This is a genomic window from Rhodococcus koreensis (genome assembly GCF_017068375.1).
In the GTDB taxonomy this organism is placed as follows: Bacteria; Actinomycetota; Actinomycetes; order Mycobacteriales; family Mycobacteriaceae; genus Rhodococcus_F; species Rhodococcus_F koreensis.
Genome location: NZ_CP070609.1, coordinates 937,434 through 954,721, shown reverse-complemented (window position 1 = coordinate 954,721; position 17,288 = coordinate 937,434). Strand labels below are relative to the sequence as shown.

Annotated in this window: 15 protein-coding genes and 1 pseudogene; 9 read left to right on the top strand and 7 right to left on the bottom strand. The window is 66.3% G+C overall.

Annotated features, from left to right (window positions below; translation table 11 throughout):
* Nucleotides 1–16: 16 nt before the first annotated feature.
* The 5 genes from JWS14_RS04315 to JWS14_RS04295 form a co-directional block, all read right to left on the bottom strand.
* Complete coding sequence (locus JWS14_RS04315) at nucleotides 17–1,036, bottom strand: ABC transporter permease (protein WP_206012592.1); 1,020 nt, start codon at nucleotides 1,034–1,036, stop codon at nucleotides 17–19.
* Nucleotides 1,033–2,568 carry a sugar ABC transporter ATP-binding protein gene (locus JWS14_RS04310; RefSeq protein ID WP_072941678.1) on the bottom strand — a complete coding sequence of 512 codons (1,536 nt, stop codon included), beginning with the start codon at nucleotides 2,566–2,568 and terminating at the stop codon, nucleotides 1,033–1,035. The genes JWS14_RS04315 and JWS14_RS04310 overlap by 4 nt, the downstream gene beginning before the upstream one ends.
* Before the next feature lie 3 nt (nucleotides 2,569–2,571).
* On the bottom strand, nucleotides 2,572–3,450 hold the full coding sequence (locus JWS14_RS04305; protein WP_241031268.1) for a substrate-binding domain-containing protein: 879 nt from the start codon (nucleotides 3,448–3,450) through the stop codon (nucleotides 2,572–2,574).
* Nucleotides 3,451–3,571: 121 nt separating this feature from the next.
* Entirely contained in the window at nucleotides 3,572–4,360 is a 789-nt protein-coding gene (locus tag JWS14_RS04300; RefSeq protein WP_206012590.1) for an SDR family NAD(P)-dependent oxidoreductase, read from the bottom strand.
* 122 nt (nucleotides 4,361–4,482) lie between these two features.
* Nucleotides 4,483–5,274 (bottom strand): IclR family transcriptional regulator, encoded by a 792-nt coding sequence (locus tag JWS14_RS04295; protein ID WP_072941672.1) that lies wholly within the window; start codon nucleotides 5,272–5,274, stop codon nucleotides 4,483–4,485.
* A gap of 91 nt (nucleotides 5,275–5,365) precedes the next feature.
* On the opposite strand from JWS14_RS04295, the gene JWS14_RS04290 reads away from it, so the two are divergent.
* The 6 genes from JWS14_RS04290 (at nucleotide 5,366) to JWS14_RS04265 (ending at nucleotide 11,515) form a co-directional block, all read left to right on the top strand.
* The gene (locus tag JWS14_RS04290) at nucleotides 5,366–6,229 is read left to right on the top strand and encodes a transketolase (protein ID WP_072941669.1); all 864 of its coding nucleotides are present in this window, start codon (nucleotides 5,366–5,368) and stop codon (nucleotides 6,227–6,229) included.
* Nucleotides 6,226–7,215, top strand: coding sequence for a transketolase family protein (locus JWS14_RS04285; RefSeq protein WP_072941666.1), 990 nt, complete (start codon nucleotides 6,226–6,228; stop codon nucleotides 7,213–7,215). Before JWS14_RS04290 ends, JWS14_RS04285 begins: the two co-directional genes overlap by 4 nt.
* Before the next feature lie 207 nt (nucleotides 7,216–7,422).
* On the top strand, nucleotides 7,423–8,163 hold the full coding sequence (locus JWS14_RS04280) for a lipoate--protein ligase family protein (protein ID WP_206012588.1): 741 nt from the start codon (nucleotides 7,423–7,425) through the stop codon (nucleotides 8,161–8,163).
* Between the two features lie 246 nt (nucleotides 8,164–8,409).
* A complete protein-coding gene (locus JWS14_RS04275; protein ID WP_206012587.1) occupies nucleotides 8,410–9,399 on the top strand; it encodes an NAD(P)H-dependent flavin oxidoreductase in 990 nt (329 codons plus the stop codon).
* A 59-nt stretch (nucleotides 9,400–9,458) separates the two neighbouring features.
* Nucleotides 9,459–10,832, top strand: coding sequence for an MFS transporter (locus JWS14_RS04270; RefSeq protein ID WP_206012586.1), 1,374 nt, complete (start codon nucleotides 9,459–9,461; stop codon nucleotides 10,830–10,832).
* On the top strand, nucleotides 10,829–11,515 hold the full coding sequence (locus JWS14_RS04265; protein WP_095864004.1) for a pyridoxamine 5'-phosphate oxidase family protein: 687 nt from the start codon (nucleotides 10,829–10,831) through the stop codon (nucleotides 11,513–11,515). The genes JWS14_RS04270 and JWS14_RS04265 overlap by 4 nt, the downstream gene beginning before the upstream one ends.
* On the opposite strand, the gene JWS14_RS04260 is transcribed toward JWS14_RS04265, so the two are convergent.
* Entirely contained in the window at nucleotides 11,503–12,369 is an 867-nt protein-coding gene (locus JWS14_RS04260) for a LysR family transcriptional regulator (protein ID WP_095863749.1), read from the bottom strand. The genes JWS14_RS04265 and JWS14_RS04260 overlap by 13 nt on opposite strands.
* Before the next feature lie 129 nt (nucleotides 12,370–12,498).
* Here JWS14_RS04260 and JWS14_RS04255 point away from each other — a divergent pair.
* From JWS14_RS04255 to JWS14_RS04245, 3 genes and pseudogenes are all read left to right on the top strand, one after another.
* A pseudogene (locus JWS14_RS04255) lies at nucleotides 12,499–13,531 on the top strand (NAD(P)H-dependent flavin oxidoreductase).
* Nucleotides 13,531–14,430, top strand: coding sequence for a LysR substrate-binding domain-containing protein (locus JWS14_RS04250; protein ID WP_206012585.1), 900 nt, complete (start codon nucleotides 13,531–13,533; stop codon nucleotides 14,428–14,430). Before JWS14_RS04255 ends, JWS14_RS04250 begins: the two are co-directional and overlap by 1 nt.
* 28 nt (nucleotides 14,431–14,458) lie before the next feature.
* A complete protein-coding gene (locus tag JWS14_RS04245) occupies nucleotides 14,459–15,694 on the top strand; it encodes a YbfB/YjiJ family MFS transporter (RefSeq protein WP_206012584.1) in 1,236 nt (411 codons plus the stop codon).
* Here JWS14_RS04245 and JWS14_RS04240 read toward each other — a convergent pair.
* Nucleotides 15,622–17,271, bottom strand: coding sequence for a PucR family transcriptional regulator (locus JWS14_RS04240; protein ID WP_206012583.1), 1,650 nt, complete (start codon nucleotides 17,269–17,271; stop codon nucleotides 15,622–15,624). The genes JWS14_RS04245 and JWS14_RS04240 overlap by 73 nt on opposite strands.
* Between the last annotated feature and the right edge of the window lie 17 nt (nucleotides 17,272–17,288).

Genomic DNA, 17,288 nt, shown 5'->3' with positions numbered 1-17,288 from the left:
TTCCTTTGATCGTGTGTCAAGCATGCTGCGTCCCCGAGGACTTGATGCGCAGCCGGTCCAGCGCCACCGCGAGCACGATGACCGCGCCCTGAATGATCTGCTGGTAGAACGTCGAGACGTCGAGCAGCGTCATACCGTTGACGAGAACCCCGATGATCGCCGCACCCACCAAGGTGCCGATCAACGATCCTCGCCCACCCATCAGTGACGTCCCGCCGAGGACCACGGCAGCGATCGCGGACAGTTCGTATCCGGCGCCGAGGTCCGGTACGGCGCTCTGCAGACGGGCCGACGCGATGATTCCGCCCACGGCCGCGCAGATGCCGGAGATCACGTACACGGTGGTGAGCACTCGCCGGACCGGGATGCCGGCCAGCCGGGCGGCTTCGGCGTTGCCGCCGACTGCGCGAACCCAGTGTCCGAAGACGGTGCGATTGAGCAGATACCACCCGCCCGCGAAGACCGCGGCCATGACGAGCACCGGAATCGGCACTCCGAGAAGGGCGCCGTGGCCGAGGACGGCGTAGCCGAGGTCCGTCGAGAACAGGGTCTTGCCGTCGGTACCGACGTAGGTCACTCCGCGGAGATACGTCAGCGCGGCGAGGGTGACGATGAAGGACGCCAACCCGAGCCCGGCCACCAGCACACCGTTGATCAATCCGATGACCAGGCCGGCGGCCAGTGCACCGAGCAGGGCGACCGGGGCCGGAGCGCCGTTGACGGAGAGGGCGACGGCCACGAACGCGGTCACGCCCACCGCCGACCCGACGGACAGGTCGATGCCTCCGGTCATGATGACGAAGGTCAGTCCCGCACCGAGTATGGCGGTCACGGAGATCTGCCGGGCGACGTCGAAAAGGTTGTCCACCGACAGGAAATACGGTGCGACCGCCGAGAACACGGCGATCAGCACGATGAGTGCGAGCGCCACGCCGAGCCGGTCGGCGAGTGCGGTGACGTGGTGCCGGATGCCGTTCGTTCGCGGGGGCCGGTGCGGCGCCGCCGGCAGGGTGGGGGAGGGAAGTGGGGTGGTCATGAGATTACCTCGGTGAGCGATGGAGGGGCAGTAACGCTTCCGGTTGCGTGCCGGATGATGTCTTCCTCGGTCATGGAGTCGCCGGAGACCTCGGCGACGATCGCGCCTTCGCGCATGACGAGGATCCGATCGGAGAGTCCGATGACCTCCGGAAGCTCGGAGGAGATCAACAGTATTGCAACTCCTTTCGACGCGACCTCGTTGATGAGTGCGTAGATGTCGGCCTTGGCTCCGATGTCGACGCCGCGGGTGGGTTCGTCGAGGATGAGTACCGACGGTTGCTTGGCCAGACAGCGCGCGAGCAAGACCTTCTGCTGATTGCCGCCGGAGAGATCCCCGACGCGCTGGTCGACGCCGGTGGTCTTGACGCGCATCTGCTCGGTGTATCGGGTGGCCGCACGTGTCAATGCTGCCGGCGAGGTCCGCCCGAAGCGATGGCGTCCGAATGCTGTACCGAGGCAGACGTTGTCGGCGATCGACATGTCGAGAAACAGGCCTTGTTCCTTGCGGCTCTCCGGGAGCATCACGATCCCGGCCGCCGCGGTCGAGCGGAGGTTGCCGAGGTCGACGTGTCGGGCGTCGACCTCGACGCGGCCGGCCGCGGCTTTGTCGAAGCCGGCAACCAGACGGCACAGTTCGCTTCGGCCGGCGCCGACGATGCCGGCCAATCCGACGACTTCGCCCGCGCGGACCTCGATGGAGCAGGGTTGCACTTTGTCGGAGGAGAGGTCGCTGACCTGGAGTCGGATGTCGGTGCGTGCTGCGGCTCGCCGGTGCTGGTACATCGCCTCGACCGGTCTGCCCACCATCGACGTGACGATCCGGTCCGGGGTCATGTCTGCTCGGGCCATCGAGTCGGCGACGACGCCGTCGCGGAGGACGGTGACGTGATCGGCGATTCGGTCGATCTCCGCCATCCGGTGACTGATGTACAGCATGGCGAGACCGCGCGACTTGAGTTCGGCAACGAGGCGGAGCAGGTTGTCGGCCTCGTCCTGCGAGAGTGCGGCAGTCGGCTCGTCCAGGACGAGGATCCGAGGCTCTTCGGACAGGGCGCGGGCGATCTCCACCAACTGTTGCTGACCTGTACTAAGTTCGGCCACATAGGTTTCGGGACGGATAGTCGACCCCACCCGGGCCAGGGCCGCGACCGCGAGTCGGCGGGCGGCACCGCGGTCCAATCGGCCCAGGCGCCGCCGTGGCTCCCGGCCGAGCACCATGTTCTCTGCGACGGTGAGTTCGGGAACCACGCTGAGCTCCTGATGGATGACTGTGAGTCCGTGTGCGCGTGCGTCGCCAGGGCCGGTGAAGTGCGCTGGGGCGCCGGCGAGGTGGATCGTTCCCGAGTCCGGCTGGTAGATACCGGTCAGCACCTTGATCAGGGTCGATTTGCCTGCGCCGTTCTCACCGGCGAGGACGGAGACCGATCCGGAATGCAACGATAATGACACCCCCCGCAGAACAGAATTGCCGTGGAAGGACTTCGTGATGCCTTCGAGACGCGCTGCGGGGACCTTCGTGAGCGTACCCATGGTTCATCCCCAGGTCTTGTAGGCAGTGATGGTGTCGGCGGTGACGAGGACGGTGGGAATCAATGTCGGTGCGCTGTCGACCTTCTCGCCGCCGGCGAGACGAACGGCGATGTCGAGTCCCGAGCGGCCGAGCTGGGCGGGGTCCTGCCCCGAGGTGGCGATGATGGAACTCTTGCCGAGTAGGTCGGTCAGTTGTTTCGCGCCGTCCACTCCGACGACCTTCACGTCGGTGCCCTTCTGTTGTGCAGCGAGGGAGATTCCGATCGCGGTGGGATCATTGACGCCGAAGAAGCCGTCCACATCGGGGTTCGCGGTGAGGATGGTGCTCGCGACGTTCATGGCTTTGTCGCGGGTGAGATCCGCGCGCTGAGTGGCGGCGACCTCGATGCCCGGGTGTGCGTCGAACGCTTCCCGGCATCCCTGCATGCGGTCCGCGATCGCAGATACCGCGGCCCCGTCGACGATGGCCACCTTGCCGGATCCGCCGAGTTGCTCGACGAGATACTTGCACGCTTCGCGGCCGGCCTGGACGTTGTCGCTCGTCACGGTCGCGTCGGCACCGATCGCCGTGACATCGACGGCGACGACGGGGATGTTCGCCTGCGTCGCTCGGAGCAATGCGGGACCGACGCCGTCGGAATCGACGGCGTCGACGATGATCGAGTCCACCTTCTGCCGGATGAACGTATCGATCTGGTCGCTTTGCACGGCGACGTCGGCATTGGCGTACTGGACGGACACTTCCACGCGCTTCTCGGCGGCGGCCTCTTCGATCGCCTGGCCTTCCGCGAGGAAGAAGGGGTTCGACGCCGCATTGAGGGTGACGCCGATCGTGGTCTTGCCGTCGTCTCCGGCACCTGCGCCGGACGTGCACGCTGTCATGGTGCCGGCCGCTATCACCGCGGTACCCAGTGCAACAGCGATTTTCGACGCCGTTTTCGCAGGTGGACAGGTTCTATCGAGAACTGACATCAGGCTGTTCCTTCTTGCTGGTCTGGATCGGTCAGACGACGGGCGTGACGCCGCCGTCGATGCAGAAATTCGCCCCCGACACGAAACTTGCGCGGGTGGACGCGAGATAGACGACGATTCCCGCCACCTCGTCCACGGTCCCCAATCGACCCACCGGGATGTTTTTCAGTTCAACGTATTTGGCGAGCGCAGTCTCTTTGTCGACGCCGAATTCGGCGGCCAGTGAATCGGCGATACCGCCGGGCCGGTCGTAGATCGGAGATCGGATGAACGCCGGCGACACGACGTTCGATCGGATGCCTTCGGGGGTGAACTCCGCGGCGAGGACTTTCGAGAGCATCAGAATCGCAGCTTTGGACACGCTGTAGTCGGGCAGCCGGGGATTGGGCATCCGGGCCGCTTCCGATGCGATGTGGACGAGGGAGCCGTTGCCGTGCCGGCGCATCGCCGTGATTGCGGCACGGGACGCCCGGACATAGCCCATCAGATTGAGGTCCAGCGTGAGGGCCCAGTCCTCGTCGGACGTCGTCAGGAAGCTGTCGCGCACCGGCGCTACGCCGGCGTTGTTGACCAGGACGTCGACGCGCCCGAACTGGTCGAGCGCGAAGTCGATCATCGCCTGGGCGCCGGACGGATCGAGGAGGTCGACCTTCGTCAGGCGTAGGTGCTCGGAATCGTGGGGCAGGTCCGAGGTGGTGACGTCGAGATCGGCGCCGACCACCTCGGCCCCCGCTGCGAGCATGTGTCGAACACAGGCCCCGCCGATGCCGCCACCTGCACCGGTGATCACGACCACGCGGTCGTGAAGCTCGCCGCTCATGTCTTTGCCTCCCTGCTGGTGAGTCGTACCACGGACTGTGGTGCTCACCACTGTCTCACCTTACGGACGGAATGTCTAGCAAGCGAGACAAAGTATGCGAGGAGGAGGTGCGGCGACGGGCGTTACCCGAAGTTCGCGACCTTCTGGCCGGCGAGGTCTGCGCCGAGGGCTCGCGAGATCTCCTGTCCGCCGCTGATCACCTCCGCCTTCCACCGGTCGCCGTCGGCTCCGAGGATGGATTCGCGGACGCCGCTGATCGAGAGTGCAGCCCGGACCCGGCCCTGGTAGTCGATGATCGGGACGCCGATCGCCGCCACGCCGACCGTCACGTCCTGGTCGCTGATCGCGATCCCCTCGTCGCGGGTGCGCCGCAGGAGTGCCCGTAATTCGGACGGCTCGGCGGGGGTGGAGGGGGTCAGCCGGGTCAGCGGGGTGTTGCGGGCGATGTAGGCCTCCCACTCGCTTTCGTCCCGGAAGGCCAGGATGGCGCGGGAGGCGGCGCCGGTATGCATCGGCAGGGACCCGCCCAGTCGCAGGGCCAGCGACTGCACGCGTTTGCCGTCGAGGCGTTCGATGCACACTGCCTGGTCACCGCGGGGAACGCAGAGAAACACCGTCTCGCCGGTGAGCGCATGCAGTCTTTCCATGACCGGCTGCGCGAACTGGCGCTCGTCGAACCGTTCGACCACCGCCGAACCGAGTGACACAAGCTTGAACCCGAGACGGAACTTGCCCCGCCGCGACCCCGCCTCCACGAGGTCTTCCTCTTGCAGGCTCGCCAGCAGTCGATACATCGAGCTGCGCGGCTCGTTCATAGCTTCCGCGATTTCGGTGGCGGTTGCCTCCCCCTTGGCCAGGAAGTCGAGCAACTCCGCGACCTTGCGTACCAACATCAAACTTCCGTCATTTGCCATGCGTCCAGATTATCGCTCAGCGGACAAACAGTCCATCAAATAGTCTTACTGCTCTATGGACAATGTGCCCGACAGTTGGTACTTTTCGTCCATGCTGACACCAACCCCACCGGCCACCGACCACGACGACGAACTCGTCGACCTGATCTCCGAACGCGCGCTGTTCGCCCGCCTCGAAACCGTCCGCCTCATCTCCATCGCCAAGACCGGCCACTACGCCTCCGGCTTCTCCTGCGCCGAGATCCTCGCCACCTTGTACTACGGCGTCATGCGGCTTCGGAAAGGCGAGCCCGATTGGCCCGACCGAGACCGTTTCCTGTTCGGCAAGGGCCACGCCGCGGCCACGCTCTATCCGCTCCTGGCGGATTGGGGATTCTTCGACCCCGCCGAACTCGACGAGTACACCCGCCTCGGCAACGCGTTCGGCGACCACCCCGACATGACCCGCATCCCCGGCATCGATTTCAGCAGCGGATCGCTCGGGCACGCTCTGTCGACCGGCACCGGAATCGCTCTCGGCACCCGCATGCAGGGCCGCCCCTCCAACGTCTTCGTCCTCCTCGGAGACGGCGAACTGCACGAAGGGCAGATCTGGGAAGCCGCGCTCGGTGCGGCCCACCACGACGTCTCGAACCTGATCGCGATCGTCGACCGCAACGACCACTCCCTTGACGGCCGCATCGACACCGTGACGAACATCGAGCCGCTCGGCAACAAATGGCGCGCCTTCGGATGGGACGCGCACGAGGTCGACGGACACGACGTCCGCGCACTGCTCTCGACCTTCCGCGCGATCGTCGAGGACCCCGAACGAACACGTCCGGCGGTGATCATCGCGAACACCGTCAAAGGCAAGGGCATTTCCTACATGGAATCCGAATTCGGCTGGCATCTCGGCTGGCTGGCAGAACAAGACGAAGTCAACGCGATCGAAGAACTGAGGAACAACCGATGAGCGTCGCACCCGGCCTGCAGGCCGAGTCCTGGCACCTGCTTACCCTGATCGAGCGGGCCCCCGGCTTCCACATACTCGCCGACACCTTGGCCGACCTGGTGGACGAGGGCCATCCCATCGTCGCCGGAACCGCCGATCTCAAGTATTCGAACGGACTGGTCGCGTTCCAGAAGCGGCACCCCGACCGATACGTCCAATTCGGCATCTCCGAACAGCACATGGTCTCCACCGCAGCAGGACTCGCGACCACGGGGCTCCAGCCGTATGTCGCCACCTTCGCGTCGTTCATGGCCTACCTGGCCTGCGAGCAGATCCGCACCGACATCGCGTACACCAAGCAGCCCGTCCGGCTCATCGGCCATCACGCCGGCATCACGCTCGGGTTCTACGGCACCTCGCACCACGCCACCGAGGACCTCGCCATCACCCGCAGCATCCCAGGGCTCACGGTCATCGCCCCCGCTGACACCGCTCAGCTCGGAGCCGCGCTCCGCGCCGCCGTCGACCATCCCGCACCGATCTACTTCCGTATCGGCCGTGGTCAGGACCCGGACGTCTACGCTGACGGCACTCACCCCTTCACCATCGGCACCGCCATCGAACACGGCGCCGGCACCGACCTCACGATCATCGCCACAGGATCGATGGTGCATCCCGCTCTCGAGGCGGCGCAGGCTCTGAACGCAGGCGGGATCTCCACGGGAGTCGTCGACATGCACACCGTCAAGCCCCTCGACGCCGACGCCGTCGCCCGCGCCGCACAGCGGTCCCCCATCGTCCTGACCGTGGAGGAACACAATGTCATCGGCGGTCTCGGGGGAGCGGTCGCGGAGGTCGTCGCCGAACACGGGTACGGCACTCGTGTCATTCGGCACGGCGTGAAGGACGAATACGCGCTCATCGGACCGCCGACCCACCTGTACCGGCACTACAAGCTCGACGCCGCCGGTATCGAGGAGGTTGCGCGAGCCGCCGTAGGGTCGTAAGCCCGCGCACGGCAGTAACATTCCCGCGGTCCGAACTTCTTGGTGGACGCAGCGGGGCGCGTCACGACAACGCGACACCCGCCCGGCCCGGCCATCCCACCGGTCCGGGCGGGTGTCGCGGCTTCGCGACGAAGAGGGTGCTCTTTTCGTCAACCTCGGCGACACTGTAGTGAGGTGCCGGCCGCGGAGAGGACCGACGGGAAGAGTATGACGATCGAGCAGTTGCTGACCACGCATTTTCCGGATGATCCCGTAATGGATGCGGCGTTTGCCTCGGCGCTGCTGCGGCGCACGGGGCGAGATCCGAATGCGTCTGGGCTGGTGCGGATCTACAGTCCCGCGCGGACGTTGTCGTTCGGGCGGTTGGACGCTGTTCGGCCGCAGTTTCCGGCCGCGGCAGCCGCGGCGCGGCACCACGGGTTCACGCCCGTCGTCCGGGGCGCGGGCGGTCGGGCGGCGGCATACCACGAGCGGACCCTCGTCGTGGAGATCGTCTCCCCGGACACGGAGGGCATCGTCGGGGCCCGGCCCCGCTTCCAGCGCCTCACCCCGAGGATCGTCGCCGTACTGAGGACGCTCGGCGTCGATGCTCGCATCGGACCGGTTCCCGGTGAGTACTGCCCCGGTGATTGGACGGTGAACGGCGGGGGACGCGTCAAGTTGGCGGGGACCGCGCAGCGAATAGTCGCCGGCGCGTGGCTCTTCGGCTTCGAGCTCGTGGTCGCCGATTCGGATCCCGTGCGGGCGGTGCTCGCCGATGTCAATGCTGCCCTCGAGTTGGAGTTCGACCCCGCCACGGCGGCGTCCCTCACGGACCTGAACCCGGCTCTCGGTCTCGAACAGGTCCGGGCCGCGATCCTCGCCGAGATCGGCGCAGTCCACGAACTGACCGCAGACCCCGACCTCCTCGAGGAGGCCGCGAACCTGCGCGACGCGCACGTGGCGTGATCGGCCCCAGAAATCGGGGCTTCCTGTACGAGCCACACGCTAACTGTTGCAGAGCAGTGGGTTTCGCGACCCCGCTGTGCGCTGCCATCGAATTCTCGAGCGTTCTGTCCTGGAGAACGCAGGGTTCGGTACAAACCGTTGGACCCCCCTTCTGCCGGCTTCTAGCGTTGTCGCAAAGCCGTCCGGTGTGACGTGCAGCACGTGGAGAACACGGCGACACGTCGGAAATGTGTGGAGGAGCCCCGCATGAGTCTGCAGAACCGTCTGACCGAGAAATTCGGAATCGAACACCCGGTAGTCCTTGCACCGATGGATTACGTCTCCGATTGGCGATTGGCCACCGCCGTGGCCGAGGCAGGTGGGCTGGGACTCATCGGCGGCGGATACGGCGACGAGGCCTGGTTGCGCGATCAGTTCGACCACGTGCCGACCGGCGCGGTCGGTTGTGGCTTCATCACGTGGTCCATGGCGCAGCAACCGCGGCTCCTCGAGAAGACGATCGGCTACCGGCCTGCGGCGATCTTCCTCTCCTTCGCCGACCCGGCGCCGCATGCGCCTGCGATTCGTGCCGCGGGAATCCCGCTGATCTGCCAGGTGCACGATGTCGACCAGGCGCGCCGGGCGGTCGAGGTGGGGGCGAGCGTCGTCGCTGCTCAGGGCGGTGAGGCGGGCGGCCACGGGACGGGGGCCCGATCGACGTTCACCCTGGTGCCCGAGATCGCCGATGTCCTTCGGCGGGAGGCGCCGGAGGTGATGCTGCTGGCGGCCGGTGGAATCGGCGACGGCCGGGGCCTGGCAGCAGCGCTCGCACTCGGTGCCGACGGTGCCCTCGTCGGAACCAGGTTCTGGGCGGCCGAGGAGGCGGCGATTCCGCGTGCGGCCCAGCACCGCGCGCTGTCGGCGGGTGGGGACGACACGATCAGGCAGAGCGCCTTCGACATCGTGCGTGAGAAGCCCTGGCCGACTCGGTACACCGGGCGAGTCCTGCACAACGACTTCATCCGCCGGTGGCACGGCGACGAGCCGGGCCTGCGGGGTGCGCTCCGGGAGAGGCAGGCGCAGTTCCTGGCAGCGGTGAAGGCCGAGGACTACGACGTCGCGAATCTGATCGTCGGTGAGGTCGTCGGACAGATCGATCGTGTCGGCACCGTCGCGTCGATCATCGATGAGATGGTCGGCACGGCCTGCTCGATCCTCGGCCGCACTTCCCACGACCTGGCGGCGATCGGCTCCTAGCGCCCGATCGGTGCGACCTCGCAAACCGTCACCCCGCGCGTCCCCCAGAAGGATTCCCCATGACCAGCCAGTCCGTTTCACCACCTGCTCTCGCGAGCGGTGTCGCGAAGAACAGTCTTCGCAAGATCATTACCGCGTCCAGCGTCGGAACGTTGATCGAATGGTACGACTTCTACATCTACGGCAGTCTCGCAGTCGTGTTCTCGGGGATGTTCTTTCCCGAAGGAAACGGAACCGCAGCACTACTCGTCACGATTGCCGCCTTCGGAACGGGCTTCGTCGTGCGCCCCATCGGCGCCGTCGTGTTCGGCAGAATGGGGGACCGGGTCGGACGTAAGAAGACGTTCTTGACGACGTTGCTCATCATGGGCGGCGCCACCACGATGCTCGGACTGATGCCCACCTATGACCACATAGGAATCCTGGCGCCGATACTGCTGGTGACGTTGCGGCTGCTGCAGGGGCTCGCGATCGGCGGTGAGTACGGGGGCGCCGTCGTCTACATCGCGGAGAACTCGCCTTCGAAGAAACGCGGAGCCCTCACGAGTGTTCTCCAAACCACCGCGACCGGCGGTCTGCTGCTGTCGATCGGCGTCATCGTGCTCTGCCGGGTCAGTTTGGGCGAGGATGCATTCGACTCGTGGGGCTGGCGGATCCCGTTCCTCCTGTCCGCGGTCCTGGTGCTCTTCTCGCTGAAGATCCGCATGAAGATGCACGAGTCGCCGGTGTTCGAGGAGATGCGACGGACCGGAAACCTCTCGCGTTCACCGATCAAGGATGCCGTCGCGCACAAGCCGTCCTTTGCGTTGCTACTCGTCGTGGTCTTCGGGGTGACCGCCGGTCTGGGGGTCGCCTGGTACACGAGCCAGTTCTACACGCTGTACTTCCTGCAGACGATCTTGAAGATCGACTTCCTCACAGCCAATGTCTCCGTCGGGATCGCACTGGTCATCGCGACACCGTTCTTCGTCCTCTTCGGAAAGCTGTCCGACAAGCATGGACGGACCCGGATCATCCTGTGCGGACTGGTCTTTTCGGCAGCCGGCTACCTTCCGCTGTTCGCGTGGATTCGACACGCCGCCGTCCACGGCGACCAGTTCCAGATGGTCCTGGCACTGACGATCCAGGTCGTCTTCGTCACCATGATCTACGGGCCCACGGCGGCCTTCCTGTCCGAATTGTTCCCACCGCAGATCCGCTACACCGGACTGTCCCTGGCCTACCATATCGGGACCGGCGTGTTCGGTGGCTTCACCCCTCTGGTGGCGCTCTCGCTCAACACCGCGACCGGGAACGTCCTTGCCGGGCTGATCTATCCCGTCGCGATCACCGCGGTCACGGCAGTGGTGTTCGTGCTGACGTTGCGGCGGGGAGTGGACAGCCCGATAGTCCGGCGGGCGTGGAAGCAGATTGATTCCGAGTGCTCGTCATGAGACACCCGACCCGGTACGGTGCGATCGCGTTCACCGCCCCGGTGGCCGAGCGGCAGAAGGCGACGGGAAGCATCCACTGGTACGGGCGGAGGCGAGCTCAGGGCGAAAACACCGGCAGGCCCGACGAACTCGACACAACTGTGACCGCACTGATCCGTGCCACCGATTCGTTCTTCGTCGCGACGGTGACGCCCTCCGGGTGGCCCTACATCCAACACCGGGGCGGTCCGACCGGCTTCGTGCACGTGCTCGATCCCTCGACGATCGCGCTCGCGGACTATTCGGGAAATCAGCAGTTCGTCACGGTCGGCAACCTCGACGAGAACGACGCAGTGGCCCTCTTCTTCATCGACTACCCCACCCGCACCAGAGTCAAGGTTTACGGACGAGCCGAGGTCGTCGAGCGTGCCGACGATCCGGATCTCGTCGCCAGGCTCCTCGCCACGGCTGACGGGGTCGTGAAGGCCGGCTGTGACCGCGCGCTCGTCGTCCACGTCGAGGCGCTGGACCGGAACTGCACGAAGAACATTCCCCCGAAGTACGGCGAGGCGCGGATGCGGGAATCGCTCACGTTGGCCCGCAAGGGATTGCAGGACGAAATCGATATCCTGAAATCCCGCAATGCCGAACTGGAGCGGGAGATCGCGCAACTGTGTGGCGGCGGTGACGGTCAGCGGGGTTGACGGACGGTGGTGCCGGGTGGGGGAGAGTTGCGGATCGCGGCGTCCCGCAGAACTCGCAGGAGCGGCGTCACCCGGTTGCGGCGGTACACGAACCTCACGACCGCGGGCGGCGCACCGACCAGCGGGATGAACCGGACATTGCGGTGGTTTACCCGCCGCCGGGCGACTTCCGGAACCGTGCCCACACCGCGATCCGCAGCGATCAGTTCGAGCCACTCGTCGAAGTTCGAGCACGTCACCACCGGGCCGTCGTGGTTCGGCCACAGATCCTCGGACGTGGTGCCGCTGAGGGTGTTGATGACCAGAGGAAGAGTTCCGAACTCCGCCCAGTCGATGGACTCGCGGCTCGCGAGAGGCGAGGCAGCGGATACCGCCGCGATCCGCTGCTCCTCGAACAGCGGATGCTGCACGAACTCGTCGCCCGGGACGTCCCGGCGGACGACCGCGGCGTCCACGGTGGCGTTGTTCAGCGCGGCAATGGGGTCGTCGCAGCGACGCGGAACCACGGTGGCGCGGGAGTTCCTCTCGACGTCGTCGATCACCTGCTGCGCCCACGGATCGGGGAGGAGCCAACTGAAGCCCAGGGCGAGGGTTCGGGTGGTGTACAGCGCCACCGCGGAATCGAGATCACCGAGAATGACGCGCACCTTCTCGACGAACCCGGCGCCGTCCTCGGTGAGGGCGAGCGCACGCGAGGTCCGGTCGAACAACCGCACGCCGAGCGAGGCCTCGAGTTGCTGCACCGTTCGGGTCAGCGCCGGTTGCGTGATGTGGAGCGCGGTCGCCGCGGCGGTGAACGAGCCCGCCTCGGCGACCGCCACGACCGCTCGCAGATGCCGCAGTTCGATAGTCATAACTGCCAAGCATAGATCCAGCCGAAACGGCATTTCCGCTCCCCGATGCGGCGGTGCACGATGGTGGACGGAAGCGTGAGAACGGCGTGAACCTCGTTCCTCACGCACCCATCCACCGAAAGGATCCTGGTGTTCGATCTCGAGGAAGACCTCCGAATTCCCATTCGGGGCGCCCATGGCGGGAGGGCCGAGCACCCCCGAACTCGTTGCTGCGGTCTCGTCCACCGGCGGCCTCGGTTTCCTTGCGGCCGGGTACAAGAGCGTCGACGCGGTTCGCCATGAGATCGACGCGGTTCGCGCTCTGACGGACGCACCATTCGGACTCAATCTCTTCGTCCCAGGCCGTCCCCTGGCCGACCGCGCGGCCGTGGAGACCTATCGGGAGCGGTTGCAGCCGCTCGCCGAACGCCGGAACGTGGTGCTGCCCGAGGTCGTCGACCACGACGACGACGCGTTCGACGCCAAGGTCGACCTCGCGGTCGAGCGTGCAGTTCCCGTGGTGTCCTTCACGTTCGGCCTTCCGCCGCGAGGCGTCGTCGATCGGTTGCACGCTGCCGGCACTGCCGTCGTGGCCACGGTGTCGGATGTCGACGAGGCACGGTCGGCCGCCGAGCGGGGCGTCGATGCGATCTGTCTGCAAGGAGTCGACGCAGGCGGGCATCGGGCGACGCTCGACCCGGACGCGGAGCCGGACCCACGTTCGACCCGAGAACTGGTCGAGGCGGCCCGCGCCGCGGTCGACCTTCCCCTCGTCGCGGCGGGAGGGATCGCGACGGGCGAAGACGTCGCTGCGGCTCTCGCGGCGGGCGCCACCGCCGTGCAGATCGGTACCGCTCTCCTGCGCGCCGACGAGGCGGGCACCAAAGCCGCGCACCGCGCCGCGTTGCACGACGCCCGGTTCGGAGACACCGTCGTCACCCGCGCGTTCTCGGGTCGTCCCGCGCGTGGCCTGGTCAACGATTTCATCACCGACTTCGATGCCTACGCGGTGACGGCCTATCCGCAGGTTCACCTGCTGACCAGTGGGCTGCGGGCCGCGGCGGGCGCCGCGGACGATCCGCAGGGCCTCGCCCTGTGGGCCGGCCTCGGGTATCGCAGTGCCCGGTCGGCCCCCGCCGAAGAGATCGTCCGGGACCTGTGGAGAGAAGCGCGGGACGCCTGATGGACATCGGCGACCTGAGCTTCTTCCTGGCCGTGGCCCGCGCCGGGGGAATCTCCCGGGCTTCGAAAGAACTTCTGACGGTGCAGTCGAACATCAGCTCACGGATCCGGGCGCTCGAGGACGAACTCGGAGTGGAACTGTTTCGCCGCCATGCGCGCGGAGTGACTCTGACGAACCCCGGCGAACGTCTGCTGCCGTACGCCGAACACATCACTCGGCTCGTACGCGAAGTGACGCAGGTCGTCGGCGACGACCTGGACCCCTCCGGACGACTCGCGATCGGGTCGATGGAGACCACCGCGGGATTGCGGCTCCCCGGGGTGCTGGCCGCCTTCAGCGAGGAATGCCCCCGAGTCGACTTCACCCTGACGACCGACACCACCGACGCCCTCACCACCCAGGTGCTCGAGCATCGACTCGACGGGGCGTTCGTCTGCGGACCGGTGCGGCATCCGGACCTGGTCTCCGAGCAGGTGTTCGTCGAGCAATTGGTGCTGGTGAGCGGCGTTCGCGTGGCGGACTTGGACTCCGTGTCGGCCGACGGACGGCGGCACAGGGTTCTCGTCCTCCGGGCCGGTTGCGCCTACCGGGCCCGACTCGAGCGGCTCTTCGAGCAGCACGGTCTGCCGAATCCGGACGTCCTCGAGTTCGGAAGTCTCGAGGGCATCCTCGGGTGCGCGGCCGCCGGAATCGGTGTGACGCTGCTGCCGCTGGGCGTCGTGACCGCGTCGCCGTCGGCGTCGGCCTTGAAGGTGCATCACCTCGCGCCGGCCGACTCGCGCGCGGAAACCCTGTTCATCCGCCGCAAGGACGCCACCACCACCCCTGCCCTGTCGCGTTTCCTGTTCCACACCCGCGCGTCCAGCCGCCCGGCCTCCCTGAAATCTGTGGCTCGCTAGCGCTGCGAATGTCTTTGAAAGAGAACGTATGAACGCAAGTGGCAGCGCCGAAGACCTGGTCACGTTCCGCACGCCGACATCGCCGTGGGTCACGGTCGGCCAGGTCGGGGCTGCATTGGCGGCGAGTATGGGCATCGGACGGTTCGTCTACACACCCGTACTTCCGCTGATGGAGGCCCAGGCAGGATTGACACCGTCGGCGGGCGCCGGTCTGGCGACGGCAAACTATCTCGGATATCTCATCGGGGCGCTCGCCGGAATCGCCCTACCCGGGATGATGCGCTCGGCGGCAACCCTGCGTGTCTCGCTGCTCGTCCTGACCCTCACGCTGGCGTTGATGCCGGTGGCATCGAACGAAACCTTCTGGGGCGTGTTGCGGTTCATCGCAGGTGTCACCAGTGCGACGGTGTTCGTCGTCGCTGTCAGCGCCATGCACTCCACTCTGAGTGGGCAGGCAGCGCACCTGTCGGGCTGGGCGTTCGGCGGAATCGGGGCAGGTATTGCCCTGTCCGGACTCGTCGTCCTCGTCCTGCGGTCGATGGGTACCTGGGGCTCTGTGTGGTGGGCGGCTGCACTGCTGACCCTGATCTGCACCCTCGTCGCGTGGACGCTCACACCGGAACGCGCTCCCATGGCGCCGACGGTGGAGCGCCGAAAATCGCCCAAGAGGAAGCGCCGCTGGTTCAGTATGCTGTTCATCAGTTATTCCCTCGAGGGCGTCGGATACATCATCGCCGGCACTTTTCTCGTCGCAGCGATCGACCACACCGCAGGCAGCGTCGCCGGCAGTGGCGCCTGGGTGATCGTCGGGCTGGCGGCGCTACCGTCCGCTCCACTCTGGGCGTTGCTCGGCCGGCGATGGTCTCGCCCGATCCTGCTGGTGACCGCCCTCGTCGTTCAGGCCGCCGGCATCGCGCTGCCTGCGGTGGCAGACGGCATCTGGCCCGCCCTGATCTCTGCCTTCCTGTTCGGGGGAACATTCCTCGGCATCAGTCAGATGTCGCTGACGATCGGCGCTCACCTCCAGTTCCCACGCGCGGTCGCGATCCTGACGACCGGATACAGTCTCGGTCAGATCGGGGGCCCGCTCATCGTCACACCACTGCTTTCCGATGGCTACCACCTGGCATTGCTCGTCGCGTCTGGCATCGTTCTGGCGGCAGCACTCACCGCCACGCTACTTGCGTCCACTCACATGAGGTCTGTCGAAACGAGTCGGAGCCACAGCCACAGCCGCGTGGTCGGATTGTCGAAGTCGATCTGAAACTCTTCGGCGAGACGGGTGATCCGGTACCGAATGGTATTGCCGTGGACATGCATTCGGTCAGCCGCCTTGGACACGTTCGCGTTCGAATCGAAGTACGCACGTAGAGTGATCAGAAAGTCGGTGTGATGGGTGGCGTCGTACGCCCGGATCGCATCGATAACGTCGAACTTGTCCAGTTGCTTCTCGGTGATGTACTTACCGATCTCCAGTAGGTTGAGCTCGGTCCAATAGTCTTCGAACACAGCCGCTGCCGGGGCTCGAGGGGTCGGATTCTCTCGCGTGACCGACTGTTGGTGCATCAGGTACCGCAGTGTGCGCAGCGCCTCGGTCCGGGATCGAGGTAGCTCGCTGATCTGCTCGGCGATCCCGCCCACAGCGGAGACGACGGGATGCGCGCTGATCGTCGTCGCGTAGGAGCCGATGTCACGAATGACGCGACGGTGGGCTGCACGGGGAGAGTCGCCTGCGCAGGGCAACAGCGCATACACGACCGAGTCGATCAGGGCGCTGTACGCACTGCGGAACTGGACGTTGCAGGTGACGGTCACGAGCTGCAGTAGCCGATGTTGTTCGCGCATGGCGTCGAGGCTGCCGGCGTTCGGATGGGTGAGGGCGAACGCCGCGATGGCGAATCCGTCGGTGAACTCGAGACCGAGTTGCGCGGCGGCGAACGAGGCCCGGGCCGGATCGTCCATCAACGTCCGCATGAGATCGGCGTTGCGGCGTTCGGTGAAATCGGAAGCGGACCGGGCGTGAAGCATGTGCAGTCCGGCCAGCGGCGCCAGCCTGTCGAGCGCATCGAGGGCCGGTTGGCGGCGTTCACCTCCGGGATCGATGATCCAGATCGATCCGAGCAGTTCCCCGCCCGCCCGGACCGCGAGCGCCAGCCGGTCCGCGATCCCGCTGGGCGACTGCACGAACAGTGCGGCGGTGGAGGAGTAGACGACCTTGAAATCGGCGTCGAGGGCTGGAGGTGTCCGCTCCTGCAGGGTCAGAGTCGTCTCGCGCCGTAGGTCGTCGATCGGCTGGCCCGGCACCGTGGAGTATCCGAGGATGCGGCCCGAAGGATCGACGATGCTGGCGGCGCCATTGGTTATCGAGGCAACGGCGTTGGCGAAGGCGAACAGATCGCCCAGGCGCACGCCCGATACCGAATCGACCGCAGCACCCGCGACCGCTGTTCGTGCCATCGCGATCAGTCGTGTCCAATCCGCGTCGTCGCCGACGACGAGCACGGGAACGTCGTGACGACTGGACGCGGCCCGCAGGTCCTCGATCGGTGTTCCTCGTGCTTTGACGATCACTGCGGCGGCCTCGCCGTCGGCGGCGTGGACGAGTACCCGCTCGAATCCGGCGGACCCGCAGGACACCCCCATCGCGAGGACGACGGTGTTCCTGACGTTCGCCTGGTCGTCGAGTGCGTCGTAGAGCTGTACGTCGGCGACGGGACGGCGGAGATTCTCGGCGGTCGGGTTGACGTGCAGTAGATCTTCCTGCACCAGCCTGTTCCAGGCTGACAGCGCGATCGGCGCAGGTGTCGTGTCGCGATGACGCAACGACTCCGTTAGATCCATTTGGAACATCTTACAAG